This is a genomic window from Coxiella-like endosymbiont (genome assembly GCF_030643785.1).
GTDB lineage: Bacteria > Pseudomonadota > Gammaproteobacteria > Coxiellales > Coxiellaceae > Coxiella.
On the sequence record NZ_CP094378.1, the window covers coordinates 59713 to 73614 of the forward strand.

Below are 13902 nucleotides of genomic sequence, written 5' to 3' on the forward strand. Positions count from 1 at the left end.
TCACCCGACGATACTTTGGAAAGTTTGCGTGCACGAGTTCACGCCCTTGAGCATATTCTCTATCCCCAAGTTCTTTCGTAGATGGCAGCTATCCGACCCGCCTAACTCTGAAAAGGGACAAGGTCCTGTGGACAATGAAATGTTACATAAAACTGGAAAAGAGCTTAAAGTGACGGATGCTTTTCTTCTCGAATAACCTTTGCCTTGTGCGATTAAATCACTAAACAAGATTTTGGTCGGAAAACTCTTAAAAAAGGCCAGCAGAGTAGAATTGTCAATAGGCCCTAGTGTATAATTACTATTCATAACAATCAGTCACATAGGTAAACAGGCATGGTTAAGTCCGAACTTATCAATCATATAGCAGCACAACAAAAAACCCTCTCATTAAAAGATGTCGAACTCAGTGTTAACGATATTTTAGAGCAAATGAGTATCACTTTAGGCCATGGAAAGCGCATTGAAATCCGAGGATTTGGTAGTTTTTCTTTGCATTATCGTCCTCCGCGCAAAGCACATAACCCAAAAACAGGCGAACGAGTTTACACTGAAGCCAAATACACACCGCATTTCAAACCCGGCAAAGATTTACGGGACCGTGTTAATAACAATCGACATCGGTATCAAATCACTGAAATTAATATGATGGATGCTGATGGTGTTGTTGAATAGTTAACGCTAACGGATAAAGTTGTTTTCGCGAAATACCACTGATTTTCGTCGCTAAAGCTACCGCCTGTTTAAGCGGTAGCTCTTGGAGCAACACCGTTAATAAACGGTGATTTTCCTTGTTTATTTCTTTTGTCTTTTCCGGATGATCTCCCTCAACAAGAACCACAAATTCGCCCTTTTGTTGCTCTGAGTTTTCGCTTAGCCATTTTTTTAATTCCGATAAGGATGTAGTATAAATAGTTTCGAATTTTTTCGTTAATTCACGGGCTATCGTGGCCATACGTGCCGAACTGAAAATTTCGTTTAATAAACTAATCAAATTCTCAATCCGATGCACGGATTCATAAAAAATAAGGGTACGCGGCTCTGTTTTTAATGCTTCTAATTTTTTTCGGCGAATTTCTCCGTTGGAAGGAAGAAATCCCTCAAAAACAAATCGTTCGGTGGACAAGCCAGAGGCAACTAAAGCAACGATTCCTGCGCAGGCCCCAGGAATAGGAACCACTCGGATCCTCGCTTTTCGCACCGCACTGATTAATCGATAACCTGGATCGCTAATAAGGGGACTGCCGGCATCAGAAATAAGGGCGATATCGTATCCTTGCGTTAATTTCTCACACAGTAAAGCAGTCCGAGCGACCTCATTATGTTCGTGTAAAGACAGCGAAGTAGTATTTATTCCATGGTATTGCAATAAGCCTTTGCTGTGCCGAGTATCCTCCGCTGCAATTAAGTCAACCGCTCTCAGCGTCTCGATCGCTCTTAAGGTAATATCTTTCCGATTACCAATGGGAGTGGCCACAATGTATAAACAACCAGACAAAGAAGTGCTCCTTGACAGTCTTTCAGTCTACGATAGACTTTGCCCATGTGGCAAAAATTTTCAACTGCCTGCGTTTTCCTAATTCTTAGCTGCGCTCCCTGTTCGCTGGTTGTACAAAACGGTCCGTTACAGATATCAATAAGCGGGTATTTACGGCGTGGGTAAATAATTCGCATCCCTCTCTTAAAATTGCTTTACTCTTACCACTAGAGGGCCCTCTTGCTGAACAAGCAAATGCGATTCGTAATGGGTTTTTCGCCGCCTATTATCAAGCAAAGCAAACCTTAGAGCCAATGCCAACGATTTTGGTGTTCAATACAGGTTATAAAAATATTAACGCTGTTTACCAAAATGCTCTCCAAAAAGGGGCCAATATTATTGTAGGCCCACTTACTAAAAAGAATATCGTTGTACTTGTCAATTCTCACACGCTATCGGTCCCCACATTAGCTTTAAATACTTTAGCTAACGTGAGGAATCCTTATTTATTCCAATTTGGATTGTCCCCACTGGATGAAGCCACTCAAGCGGCGCTACGAATGTGGAATGACCAGCATACGCATATTCTTATGATCATACCGCAGGGAAGTTGGGGAAATGAAGTTGCTCAAGCCTTTCAAACACAATGGGAATCTCTGGGCGACAAAATAAGTGCACAATTAATTTATAAAGTTAACGCGAATTTAAACAATGAAATTCGTCAATTATTGAATATCGACAAATCGGAACTTCGGGAACGACATCTTAAGCACGTACTGTATGAAAAAATACGCTTTATTCCGCGTCGGCGAGAAGATTTTGACGCTATTTTTCTGGTTTCCAACCCTAGTCAGGTAAGACAAATTATTCCGTTGCTTCGCTTTTATTATGCAGGTGATGTTCCTATCTATGCAACTTCGGCCATTTACTCTCCCAGCGTAATTATCGACCACGATTTGGATGGAGTGATATTTGACGATATGCCTTGGGTTTTAGGTCCTGAACAATTGCCCTTATCCCTTCAACAAACTCAGGAACGAATACGTACACTCTGGCCAAATTCCTATAATCAAAACTCTCGCCTCTATGCATTGGGAGTTGATGCCTATCAAATTTTGCCTAAGCTACGTAAAATGACTTTAATTTCTCAATACCATACCAATGGCGCCACCGGCGTCTTATATTTACTGCCTAATCAGCAAATTTATCGCCAGCTCTTATGGGCAAAAATAATTAATGGCCAACCGTGCTTAATCAAATAATAATTAAAAAACTCGGTTATCTGCTCGTTTTACTCCTGATAATTTTTAGAGCTATGTTTTACTTAACTCAAAAATTGGTTTTAATGATGAGAAAATAGCTTGTCACTTTCTTAAAAAAACAAGGCTTAATTCTCATTGGAAAAAATTTTAGACATAAAATTGGAGAAATTGATTTAATTATGCCTCACCAATCAACTTTAGTTTAGTTTTTGTAGAAGTTCGCTACCATTATGCATCCCATTTTATGTGGATCCTTTGTAACTACTATTTCTTGCTACAAACGGCACCGACTTATTAAAACTTCTTTGTATTATCTACAAAACATCGGTTTACTGATAAGAGAGCTTGTCGCTTTGATGTCATCGGCATTGTTAAGAACTACCCAAATTACGTGGATAAAAAATGCAATTGAGGTAGAATACTGATTTTCCTTGAGGTAGAATACTGATTTTCCTTTGAGAGTGTTAATATGGACTTGTTTCAACGTATTAAACACAATTTCAATGAAAGCGTTCAAACTAAAATAACATCCGCTGAAATATTAGTCGATCCCATTGCTCAAGCAGGGGAGTTAATGGTTCAGTGTTTGCTTTCGAATCATAAAATTCTAAGTTGTGGCAATGGTGGATCTGCAGCGGATGCACAACATTTTTCATCGGAAATGCTAAATCGGTTTGAAGCAGAACGCCCGAGTCTTCCAGCTATTGCACTTACTACCGACGCCTCTACCGTCACATCAATCGCAAACGATTACAGCTACGACGAAATCTTCTCTCGACAAATTAAAGGGCTTGGAGCAAACGGCGATATTTTATTAGCCATTAGCACTAGCGGCCGTTCAAAAAATATTCTTAATGCTATAGATGCTGCTCATCAGCGTGAAATGAAGGTCATTGCATTGACGGGACGGGATGGAGGAGGAGAAATTGCCACTTTGTTAACTGCCAATGACATCGAGATCCGAGTTCCTGTAGAATCTACAGCTCGTATTCAAGAAACTCATTTACTGATTATTCACTGTCTTTGTGACATTATCGACCACCAACTATTTGAATCGGGCGAATAAAAAATCTCTGCTTCGCATGATTTTGAGGAGTTATTAACGATGAAAAAAATAATAATTTTATTAACACTTGTTTTTCTTCTTGTAGGCTGCGTTCCTGCTGCGTTAGTAGCAGGTGTTGCTAGTGCTACGCTCGCTGGGGCCGTGATCTATGATCAGCGAACTTATCGAACGATCAACCAGGATCATAATGCCCGATCGATCATCCAATACCGCTTAGATAATGATCCTCTCTTAAATGATCCTCTCTTAAAAGGACAGTCTCATATTACCATTTCGGTATTCAATAATATGGCGCTGCTCGTAGGACAAGCTAAAACATCCAAAATTCGCAATCGCGCTTATCAAATTGTAGAAAAAGCTTCACACATCCGACGAATTTATAACGAAATTACTATTGGAACCCCCTTTCTCCGGTACAACAAGCTGTCGATTCGTGGATCACTACTAAAATCCGAACGGCTATGTTAGGCAAGTCCGGTTTACACTCTTCTAATCTAAAAGTGGTTGCTGAGAATAAAGTGGTCTATTTGATGGGTATGGTCAGTCCCAAACAAGCGGCTATGGCAGCGGATGTTGCACGTCGAATTTCAGGAGTGGAAAAAGTAGTCAAGGTCTTTGAATATGAATAATTATGTTGAGGTTATTACAATCCAAAAAGAGAACGAATAAATTGAGAAAGGTGGATAACGGGGGGTAAAAGTATTCGACCAAGTAATCCAAACACCAACAGGCCCAACAAAATCCAAATTCCATAAGGCTCTATTTTTGAATAGCTATAAGCTGCTTTAGGAGGCAAGATTGCAGAAACGATGCGACTTCCATCTAAAGGGGGAAGTGGAATTAAATTAAGAATCATCAATAACACGTTAATTAATATTCCAAAAATACCAGCGTTATAGAAAAAAACCGTGGCATTTCTTAAGATTGACTCTTCTGCTCCACTTCCTAAAGTGAGACTCGCCTTCGCAATAGCTGCCCATAATAAGGCCATAAGTAAATTAACGAGGGGCCCTCCAAACGCTACAAGAGCCATATCTCGGCGGGGTTTTCTTAAATTCTGCCAAGTAACAGGAACCGGTTTCGCCCAGCCAAAAGTAAAGGTAAATTTACTCAAAATGAGCATTAAAATAGGCAAAATAAGAGTTCCCAAATGGTCAATGTGTTTCACAGGATTAAGGGTAACCCGTCCCATCATAAGAGCGGTCTTATCGCCTAACTTGCTAGCTACCCAGCCATGAGCTGCTTCATGCAAAGTAATTGCAAACAATAAAGGTAAAATAATAACTGCGATGAGATGGATGATATCGCTATAATTCATAAGGCTAGTATACCAGAGAGTGTGAAAAACTATTTAACAATTTTCAGATTTGGCCTTCCTCTTTTCACTGGCGATTTTTGGCTTGAAGGGGAGAGTTTCCATCACCACTGCCGCCATCTTCTTCTTCGTTGAATACCATTCCCCGGCCATTTTCAAAGGCATAAATCGCTTTTATTGCTGAAATAGGAATAAAAATATGATGAGCAATTCCGGAAAAACGAGCATCAAATTCAACCGCGTCGTTACTCATTCGTAATCGGCCCACTGCTTGAGGCTCAATATTCAAAATTATTTTTCCATCTTCTACAAACCGTTCCGGAACTTCCACATTCGGCATCACGGCATCAACCATAATGTAGGGAGTCAATTGATTATCAATAAGCCACTCATAAATAGCCCGTAATAAATAAGGGCGGCTAGAGGTCATTTTCACGGAAGGGCTAGAAATCATTTAGCTCTCTATATTCGCGTTCGGCTTCATTCAAACTGGCTTGAAAGGATTCTCGATCAAACAATCGATTTTCATAGTTAGCGATAGCTTTTGCCGAACGGGGTAATTGAATGCCTAAATAGCTTAATCGCCATAATAATGGCGACAACACACAATCCACTAATGTGAATTCATCATTCATAAAATAAGGTTTTTCTGCAAAAATCGGTTCCATCAGTACTAAATCTTTTTTGAGTGCCTCACCTTCAGCTTGCGCCTGTTTAGGAGAACCTTCTTCAATAGACTTTACTCGCTGGTATAAATCCCGCTCAATGCGATACATTAATAAGCGACATTTTGCTCGAGCTACTGGATAAACAGGCAGCAAAGGAGGATGGGGAAAGCGTTCATCCAAATATTCCATGATGATGTGCGAATTAAACAAGACTAAATCGCGATCTACCAGAGTGGACAAAGTACCATAGGGATTAAGTTCAGTCAAGTCTTCGCTTGGGTGATTAGCGTCAACGTTGATAATGTCAACACTGACACCTTTTTCGGCCAACACAATCCGTACTTGGTGGCTATAAATGTCGGTAGGGCCTGAATAGAGCGTCATAATGGAACGCTTTAACATGATCATTGTTTACCTGTTATCCCAGGATTATCGTTTGGAATATTGGGTACCTTTACGTGCCTTATGACGGCCCACTTTTTTACGCTCAACCATGCGAGGATCTCGAGTGACAAATCCTGCTTTTCGCAATACGCTGCTGCGCCATGAACCACCCTTTCCACCTTCTTCGTCATAGTCTATTAAAGCTCGGGTAATCCCATGGCGAATCGCACCTGATTGGCCGCTATCGCCACCACCTTCAACGGTGGCATAGATATCAAATTGAGACTGAACATCAAGGCTCACTAAAGGTTGACGAACCACCATGCGAGCGGTTTCTCGACCAAAGTATTCATCTAACTCTCTTCCATTCACCGTGATTTTTCCAGAACCTCTTCTCAAAAAATCCGCGCAGAAGCCGTTTTACGACGGCCCGTGCCTAAATTTTGCTTTTTTACCGCTCGTGCCATAATCTTAAAAGACCTCTATTATAAGTCAATCAATTCAGGTTGCTGCGCTTGATGGAAATGCTGATCTCCCACATAAATTTTTAACTTACGGTACATTTCACGCCCTAAAGACCCTTTAGGTAGCATCCCTTTGACCGCTAATTCAAATACACGTTCCGGATGCTTTGCCTGTAAGTCAGCAAAATTAATGGTTTTTATCCCGCCGGGATAGCCAGAATGATGATGATATTGCTTGTTTTCTAGTTTCTTGCCAGTTACACGAAGCTTATCGACGTTGATAACAACAATAAAATCACCTGTGTCAACATTAGGAGTGTATTCTGGTTTATGCTTACCTCGTAAGCGCATAGCAATTTGGCTTGCCAAGCGCCCCAACGTTTTACCCTTCGCATCCACTAACAACCACTGCGGGCTAACGGTTTTTGCGTTTGCCATATAAGTCGCCATAGATTTAGAATCCCCAACTCCAAGAAAAGGATAATATGATACGGTACGTTTTGTTGATATGCAAGCTCTCTGCCCCTATAACCCCAGCGAACGCTTGGGGTTTCGTGATTTTGGAGCGGGAACGCAAAAATACTCGCCGTAAACTGAGCAAAAGCAAAAACTTTCTAAAAACATATGCTTTTCAGCGAAACTATGTTATTTTTTCAGGTGGTTTTTTACTGACACATAACATGGACAACAACAATAAAAAAAGAGGGAATTCTTATGCCAGTAAGAAAAAGCAAAATCTGATAAACGACGAACCAGAAGGAAGCACTAGGACATTAAAAACGCCTGCTCGATTCTGCAGGCCCCGATCCCGCGCCTCTAAACAAAGAAAAACATCGCGTCCCGGCACAGCAAAAAAGCAAATCTCCAGCCCAGCCTCAGCAATTCGCACATCCTATAATAAATCCCAATTAATGAATCCCAATTAATGTCTCACTTAGCAGAAGTAACCCTGCTAAGTAGAAAGGATGTAAGTGCTGTCTTAGAGGAACTTGCCAATGTTATGCATCGACATCTTCGCAAAGGTGGTATGCCGGTGAATTTACTCTTCTAGGCTCTTGGTAAAATGTGTAGTAAAACACAAACACGCCACTAAAGCCCACCCGCGGTCTCAATCCTTTCACCAGTAAAGAAATGACTTTTGACTTTCAAAGCCAAAAACCTGCCCACGACGTCATCAAACTCCGTCCTTTGAAACGATTGAAAGAAATAGTTAAGTAAGTTTCGTTTACCTCTCTTTACCCAATGAGAGGGGTATCCGTATTCCACAATAACCAGGCTAAGCCTCTTTTTATATGACAAAATAAAATGTCGTCTTCGTTGCCCGCGGTTCATTCACTGGATTCAATAAAGCTTTGGTCCACTTTAAACATTTAATTAAATTAAGCTTGATGTCTTAAAATTGATATCATATTGTTCCCATGAGGCAACCAGAATTCCTGATTCCTTTATTGATCGTTTTAGCCATTTAGTAGCTCAAGCAGGACCCCTCTTTTATTTCTCAAAGAAATAGGAGCAAGAGAAACTCGATGCAAGAATTGGTTGATGGAAATGGAGGTGCCTACCTAACTGCATTGATAAATTAGATCAATCAATTAAGAAACTGGAATTCGAGCGCGACGAACTCTTAACACACGAACTTTTTAAAGAAAGGATAAAAAAAGGAACAATGTCAAGAAAAAAATGTCTTGCCTAGAGCTAAAGCTTTCCATCCTAAAAGAAGAAAAAGAACTTCTGCTTAAGAACGAAGAAATCATTGCGGATTTATCAAAAAAAGTATCACCACTCACAGAACAATTAGAGAATAATAATTTGGGTTCTCGGGAAGAATCTATTATCCGAGACCAAGTAAAATATACATGGATAACATTGACGAATTAACTACATCGCCAAAAACATAGATGTGCTTGCTAATATCCTTTCTTTTAATAGCGAGGCTGTGTCAGAAAACCCACCCGCCTCAACTAACCGACCTCTTGGGTAAGGAGCTCCGAAACTTTGCCGCCGAAAAATACATTAGAGACTATTGTCTTGCTTCAATAAATATTCTTAATGAGAAAACACACAGAGCGTTATTACAAGATCTTGTCAGAACGCCTTCTCCTCAAAAAATAAAAGAGGCTCTCAACAAATATGATTTGTTAAGAGAAATAGATTTTAAAACCGGCAATCATTATACGGACGAAGTTATAATCACCAATGATGCTGCGGACAGAATAAGGACTTTTGCTGCGCTTCGTTTATTTAGTCTCTCTATTTCTTCCCTTAAGGGTTTCTTAGATCCACAAAAACAAGCTCTTAAAATGCTAGCACAGGCCCGAAGATACTCAAGCAATAAAAGACGCTCTGAATAAAAAAATTCCTTACTGGGAAATATTGATTTTTCAGGCCATTTGGAAGATTTACATATACTAACCGATGATCACGCTCAAACTATAAAGCAACTCAAACTATAAAGCAATTCGCTGCTTTAGAATTAATCCGACGTTTTCGATCCATTCGATGAAGAATTTAGAGAACAATCAAGGAGAGGCATTGCGCGAAATCGCTAATGCAACTGATCCATTCGCGAAGCTCTTCATAATTACCGCAGTCATTTTGGTAGTATTCATTTTGTTGATGCGCTTCTTGATGAGGATAAGCTTCTAATTTCAAATGAGCATGCACTCAAATTAAAAGAACAAATAACAACAAAATATTGCGATTTAAATTCAATGAAGACTCAGCAATGGCATCTTTATCAGGCTAAAAACGCAAAGCTCTTTTTTTCCTACCAGTCTTGATGAGAGTTCCATTAAATTTGACAGTGTCACACTTCTTAAAAATGAATTTCAGGAAATAGTTGCAACCGTTTCTAAAACAGACCAGAAATCACTTCAGGTTAAAGATTCGACGCCAGGTAAATATGGCAATTACCAAGTAGAACTTCCCAATGAAGGAGGTACATTAACCCGACAAATAGAAGATACGAAAGTGGATCTTAAACTTAAGGGGGTTAAGCCCCCCAATGATTTTCAAAAACGATGTGAATTTCTTGCATAAATAGCTAGTAGAGAACTCAAATTAAGAAACGAAAATGAAATTAGATTAAGTGGTGTAATTCCCGATACCGATACCACAAGAAAAATCTATGAAGCTGCTTTAGCTAAGTTTGGGTTAAAATCCTTGATCCAGTAGCCAGAAGTTAGTCTGTCTTTTTCTAGATAAGATACAGGGAAAATTTAAAAAATCACTTGCATTCATGCTCGTGATCATCTCCGAGAGTCACTGAAAATAACAAGCGATTACGGCCCCACGTCGTGGCTGGATGTTGTGTTGTAACTGATCTTGCCTTGTACTCTTTCGATCGTTTAACGCGTTCGCGCTTTTTGCGTGCTTTCTCGTCATGTTCACACCCTTCTAGAGGGAATTCATCATCGAAGGCCCGCGCCGCCCGAGAGCCCCATTCACATCGCCCATTCTGAACGCCACGCTATCCCCGATTTTGAGCCAGAAGAACCATTAATGATGGATGGTCCAGCCAGATTTAGCGGTAATAAATTCAGGCTCTCGAAAAGGTTCTACTTCACTCGTACTTTAATATCTGCAGAAAAGGACAGCGGTTTACTTAGGTAGAGGATTCCTTGGAACGTTAAAGGCCGTTCCCAATCTCCATTTTCTAAATGGAGCTTTTTAAGAGTCTACCGAACCTCATCGGAAAGTTCCTGCTTTTCTTTATGCTTTTCGTTATCTGCCATCGCCTTCTCTGCGCCTTCTCTGATTTAACTGGGTTATTTATTGTACAAGAAAATGATGGTGGATGAAATGATGAGATCATCCGCGTTTTTTACTTGGATTACACCTCTGCGGCGCTAATATAACGTAGGGTAGATTAGCGCGACCGGGGCGCGTAATCCACCAATCAACTAAAACTGCTTTTCTATCCATTGATAGATTTCAGCAAACTGCGGCTGGCAAAGTTGACATTTCGTTCCACAACCGGCGAGTTTTCCTAGACGGCATATTTTTCCTTTCCGTATCCAGTGTTCTAACATACAGCGCATTATTTGAGGTTCTTTACAAAAATGTAAAGACAGTTCTTGCAAATTAGCTATCTTTCGTTCTTTTAAAAAGGCTTTTAAGGATAAAAGCACGTTATGCCTCCCTCGCTTCACACTCTTCTAACGAGAAGAGTGAATCGTTATTATTTTCGTGCGAAGCGTATTGTCGTAATCCGATGACAACCGTTGCTAAAGCAATTAGTAAACTACCGCTCCAGGCCAATGTGGCCCAAGGATGATCAAACACAGTCAATACTTGATAACAAATCACGGCTAGCGCATAAGCTAAACCTGTGCTCCACAGCATTGAAAATAAAGCCCACCGTTTGCCGACTTCGTGTCGCATCGTTGCCATTGTAGAAACACACGGAAAATATAATAAAACAAATAAAAGATAAGCAAAAGCAGCGGCCTTACCACCAAACTGCTTGTACATAATTCCGTATGCCGTTCTATTCATTTCATGCGGTCCCTCATTAGCTGAAATAGGATTTTTAAAGGCATCTCCAAGTTGACTTAAATTTTGTGGAACGGATATAACTGCGTCACGCACCCTCCTCAGAAAATTAAATTTTGATACAGACTGCTCGCTTAGATGACCCTGTTCGCTATACAAAGTATTTAGTGTACCCACAACCATTTCTTTCGCTAAAATACCCGTGGTTAAACCTACTGTGGCTGGCCAATTATCGGTTTTCACCCCCAGCGGAGCGAATACAGGGGTAACCATTCGGCCGATAGCTGATAACAATGACTGTTGTGTTGTGTCTTGCACTAGTTTCCCAGTCACCGTGACGGAATTTAAAACGCCAATAATTATACAAATGGGAATGATGTACCGGCCAGCTCGAAACAAAAAGTTTTTTAATCGCTGCCACATATGGCGACACAAAGAATTTAATCGGGGTACATGATAAGGCGGCAATTCCATTACCAAAGGTGCAGATTTTCCTGGAAGGATCGTTTTCTGCAAAACTAAACCGGAAAGGACAGCAATTAAAATACCTATTAAATATGAAATAAAAATAATTGTAGCACCTCCTTTTGGAAAAAAAGCACCAGCAAACAGAGCAAAAATGGCTAACCGTGCCCCACAAGACATAAAGGGCATCATCATAACTGTCAGCACCCGATCGCGCCGATTTTCTAACGTCCGTGCTCCCATTACTGCTGGTACATTACAACCAAAACCAACAATCATTGGAACAAACGATTTTCCTGGCAATCCTAATGCTTGCATGAAACGGTCCATCACAAATGCAGCTCGCACCATATAACCCGAATCTTCTAAGAAAGCGAGAAATAAAAACATCCCTCCAATAATAGGTGCAAACGTAATGGTGGTATTTATGCCTTTTCCAACGCCGCTGGTTAAGAGTGCAGTTGTCCAGACAGAGAAATGCCAAGACATTAGCAAATGTGTTAAACCATCAACAAAAATAGTGGTGGTACTAATGTCAAAGAAACTTTGAAAAGCACCGCCGATATTAATGGCGAATAAAAACATTAAATACATAATCCCAAAAAATATCGGTATACCTAAAAATCGATTTAATACAATACGATCGATCGATTGCGTTACCGATTGTCGAGGCGTTTTGGTAAGTTGTGTTACCTGCTCAGCTATCTGATTAACAAATACGTAACGCGCGTCGGCAATTAAAATATCTGGCTCCTCATTAAGCTTAATTTTAATTAAATCAATTTGCTGTTTAGCGAATTTTAAAACCGACTCATCCACCATTTGTTTGGCTAAATAATCATCCTCCAACAAACGTAATACTAACCATCCTGTCAAAGGGCTGTCGTTAAAAGACACAACTTGTGTAAGTAAATATGTCGCTTTATTAATTTCAACGGGCAATGATAAGCAAACTTTAGAAGTGCGGGGATTTTTTTTAATTTTAAAATAGCATCTCTTAATAAGTTAATACCTTGATTTTGACGGGCTACCAGACTAATGACTGGGGAATCTAACAATTTACTGAGCTGTTTGAGATCCAGTTTTAAACCACGCTGTTTCGCAATATCAATCATATTTACAGCTAAAATTACTGGAATATTCATTTCTAATAATTGTAAAGTAAGATACAGGTTGCGCTCAAGGTTGCTGCCGTCAATAACATTTATGACCATATCCACTTCATTCAATAACAAATATTGGCAAGCAATTTTTTCATCGACCGCATCCGATGTTACACTTGTCGAATAGACCCCAGGTAAATCCACCACTTGCACTCGATAACCTTGATGCTGAAAAAAACCAGATTTTTTATCGACAGTTACTCCTGGCCAATTTCCTACACGATGACAGCTACCTGTCAGGCCATTAAATACGGCAGTTTTCCCGCAATTAGGGTTTCCGACTAAAGCAACAGTGAAATTCTTACTCACTTACCACTCGCTCAATCTTTAATTGGATGACTTCACCTTGCCGGAGAGTGAGATAAAAATCTCGTACCTGTATTTGGATTGGGTCTCCGAGTGGCGCCCGCCGGATCACTTGAAACTGAGTATTTGGCGTGAGGCCCATAGCTAGTAATTTTCGCCGATAAGACTTATTGCCGGGATGAAATCCACAAATTCTACCAAAATCACCAGGATTTAAATCGGAAAGGGTCAATGCTGCCACTCCTAAATGAGAATGAGATGCAATTAGAGATTTGCTATTATCCCCCTATCCTTAGAAAGATGTCAAGAATAAATGAGAATAATTCTCGTTAAAATTTAAGAGCACCTTCACTTCTCTCAGAAATGGTTAGCTAGGCGGCTCGTCTTTTCTAAGCTAGAATGCTAGTGGAACTCTAGTTTTTGGACGAACTTAATAACGCTAACCTTTCGTAACTGTAGAAGTTAAAAGCTTAAATTTTAGATGCATCCAACTCGGAATTGTGTCAACTTCTTTGGAGATTAATAAAGGAGCATTAACAAAACACAATACAACAAACAATCATGTCCAACAGGGACTTTCAGATTTTACAAAACTTCAAAATTTTGAAAACTCATATTTTTAAAAAGCGGTTTTTTATTTCGATGGGATAGAGCACACCATTTTTTTCGATTAATAGATCAATTTCTCGTTTTTCTTTATCGCGGTAAAAATAAAGCTCCTGATGTCTCCTGATGTCTCTATAATTGATTAATTGACCCGTTCTTGCTGGCTATTATTTGCGTGAATTTATGAAAAGCCATTTGATCATTTATTTACAAATAGTTACGAACTTCTCTCTGA

At 39.9% G+C, this 13902-nt stretch carries 16 protein-coding genes and 4 pseudogenes; 9 read left to right on the forward strand and 11 right to left on the reverse strand.

The annotated features are described in order from the left end of the window. Positions 1 to 333: 333 nt before the first annotated feature. Positions 334 to 672, forward strand: a complete 339-nt coding sequence (locus tag MRH55_RS00295) for an integration host factor subunit beta (RefSeq protein WP_304985556.1) — start codon at positions 334 to 336, stop codon at positions 670 to 672. Here the strand turns inward: MRH55_RS00295 and rsmI are convergent. Then, positions 638 to 1495 carry a 16S rRNA (cytidine(1402)-2'-O)-methyltransferase gene (rsmI, locus tag MRH55_RS00300; protein WP_304985557.1) on the reverse strand — a complete coding sequence of 286 codons (858 nt, stop codon included), beginning with the start codon at positions 1493 to 1495 and terminating at the stop codon, positions 638 to 640. The two genes, MRH55_RS00295 and rsmI, sit on opposite strands and share 35 nt — an antisense overlap. A gap of 239 nt (positions 1496 to 1734) precedes the next feature. On the opposite strand from rsmI, the gene MRH55_RS00305 reads away from it, so the two are divergent. The 5 genes from MRH55_RS00305 to MRH55_RS00325 all read left to right on the forward strand — a co-directional run bounded on the left by MRH55_RS00305 (position 1735) and on the right by MRH55_RS00325 (position 4431). Further along, positions 1735 to 2736, forward strand: coding sequence for a penicillin-binding protein activator (locus tag MRH55_RS00305; RefSeq protein ID WP_304986176.1), 1002 nt, complete (start codon positions 1735 to 1737; stop codon positions 2734 to 2736). Between the two features lie 134 nt (positions 2737 to 2870). Beyond that, a complete protein-coding gene (locus MRH55_RS00310) occupies positions 2871 to 2942 on the forward strand; it encodes a hypothetical protein (RefSeq protein ID WP_304986177.1) in 72 nt (23 codons plus the stop codon). 263 nt (positions 2943 to 3205) lie between these two features. After that, on the forward strand, positions 3206 to 3802 hold the full coding sequence (locus tag MRH55_RS00315; RefSeq protein ID WP_304985558.1) for a phosphoheptose isomerase: 597 nt from the start codon (positions 3206 to 3208) through the stop codon (positions 3800 to 3802). Between the two features lie 39 nt (positions 3803 to 3841). Next, positions 3842 to 4270: a BON domain-containing protein gene (locus tag MRH55_RS00320; protein ID WP_304985559.1), complete on the forward strand. Its 429-nt coding sequence runs from the start codon at positions 3842 to 3844 to the stop codon at positions 4268 to 4270. Then, complete coding sequence (locus tag MRH55_RS00325; protein ID WP_304985560.1) at positions 4264 to 4431, forward strand: BON domain-containing protein; 168 nt, start codon at positions 4264 to 4266, stop codon at positions 4429 to 4431. The genes MRH55_RS00320 and MRH55_RS00325 overlap by 7 nt, the downstream gene beginning before the upstream one ends. Positions 4432 to 4445: 14 nt before the next feature. On the opposite strand, the gene MRH55_RS00330 is transcribed toward MRH55_RS00325, so the two are convergent. The 5 genes and pseudogenes from MRH55_RS00330 to rplM all read right to left on the reverse strand — a co-directional run bounded on the left by MRH55_RS00330 (position 4446) and on the right by rplM (position 7083). Further along, entirely contained in the window at positions 4446 to 5120 is a 675-nt protein-coding gene (locus tag MRH55_RS00330) for a site-2 protease family protein (protein ID WP_304985561.1), read from the reverse strand. A gap of 29 nt (positions 5121 to 5149) precedes the next feature. Beyond that, a pseudogene (locus tag MRH55_RS00335) lies at positions 5150 to 5547 on the reverse strand (ClpXP protease specificity-enhancing factor). 13 nt (positions 5548 to 5560) lie between these two features. Further along, on the reverse strand, positions 5561 to 6187 hold the full coding sequence (locus MRH55_RS00340) for a glutathione S-transferase N-terminal domain-containing protein (RefSeq protein ID WP_304986178.1): 627 nt from the start codon (positions 6185 to 6187) through the stop codon (positions 5561 to 5563). Positions 6188 to 6214: 27 nt separating this feature from the next. Next, positions 6215 to 6636: pseudogene (gene rpsI, locus MRH55_RS00345) on the reverse strand (30S ribosomal protein S9). A gap of 18 nt (positions 6637 to 6654) precedes the next feature. Continuing rightward, positions 6655 to 7083: a 50S ribosomal protein L13 gene (gene rplM / locus MRH55_RS00350; RefSeq protein WP_304985562.1), complete on the reverse strand. Its 429-nt coding sequence runs from the start codon at positions 7081 to 7083 to the stop codon at positions 6655 to 6657. A gap of 475 nt (positions 7084 to 7558) precedes the next feature. Between rplM and MRH55_RS00355 the strand changes: the two genes are divergently transcribed. The 3 genes from MRH55_RS00355 to MRH55_RS00365 all read left to right on the forward strand — a co-directional run bounded on the left by MRH55_RS00355 (position 7559) and on the right by MRH55_RS00365 (position 8984). After that, positions 7559 to 7684 carry an HU family DNA-binding protein gene (locus MRH55_RS00355; RefSeq protein WP_304985563.1) on the forward strand — a complete coding sequence of 42 codons (126 nt, stop codon included), beginning with the start codon at positions 7559 to 7561 and terminating at the stop codon, positions 7682 to 7684. 629 nt (positions 7685 to 8313) lie between these two features. Beyond that, positions 8314 to 8511 carry a hypothetical protein gene (locus MRH55_RS00360; RefSeq protein WP_304985564.1) on the forward strand — a complete coding sequence of 66 codons (198 nt, stop codon included), beginning with the start codon at positions 8314 to 8316 and terminating at the stop codon, positions 8509 to 8511. 95 nt (positions 8512 to 8606) lie between these two features. Then, positions 8607 to 8984 (forward strand): hypothetical protein, encoded by a 378-nt coding sequence (locus tag MRH55_RS00365; RefSeq protein WP_304985565.1) that lies wholly within the window; start codon positions 8607 to 8609, stop codon positions 8982 to 8984. Positions 8985 to 9141: 157 nt separating this feature from the next. Here the strand turns inward: MRH55_RS00365 and MRH55_RS00370 are convergent, their stop codons facing one another. From MRH55_RS00370 to MRH55_RS07945, 5 genes and pseudogenes are all read right to left on the reverse strand, one after another. Further along, positions 9142 to 9297 (reverse strand): hypothetical protein, encoded by a 156-nt coding sequence (locus tag MRH55_RS00370; protein ID WP_304985566.1) that lies wholly within the window; start codon positions 9295 to 9297, stop codon positions 9142 to 9144. 1238 nt (positions 9298 to 10535) lie between these two features. Next, complete coding sequence (locus tag MRH55_RS00375) at positions 10536 to 10763, reverse strand: FeoC-like transcriptional regulator (RefSeq protein ID WP_304985567.1); 228 nt, start codon at positions 10761 to 10763, stop codon at positions 10536 to 10538. A gap of 37 nt (positions 10764 to 10800) precedes the next feature. Beyond that, positions 10801 to 13064, reverse strand: a pseudogene (gene feoB, locus MRH55_RS00380) (Fe(2+) transporter permease subunit FeoB); the annotation flags it as partial. Beyond that, on the reverse strand, positions 13057 to 13326 hold the full coding sequence (locus MRH55_RS00385) for a FeoA family protein (protein ID WP_439647900.1): 270 nt from the start codon (positions 13324 to 13326) through the stop codon (positions 13057 to 13059). The pseudogene feoB and the gene MRH55_RS00385, both read right to left, overlap by 8 nt. 367 nt (positions 13327 to 13693) lie before the next feature. After that, a pseudogene (locus MRH55_RS07945) lies at positions 13694 to 13777 on the reverse strand (DUF4143 domain-containing protein); the annotation flags it as partial. Positions 13778 to 13902: the final 125 nt, after the last annotated feature.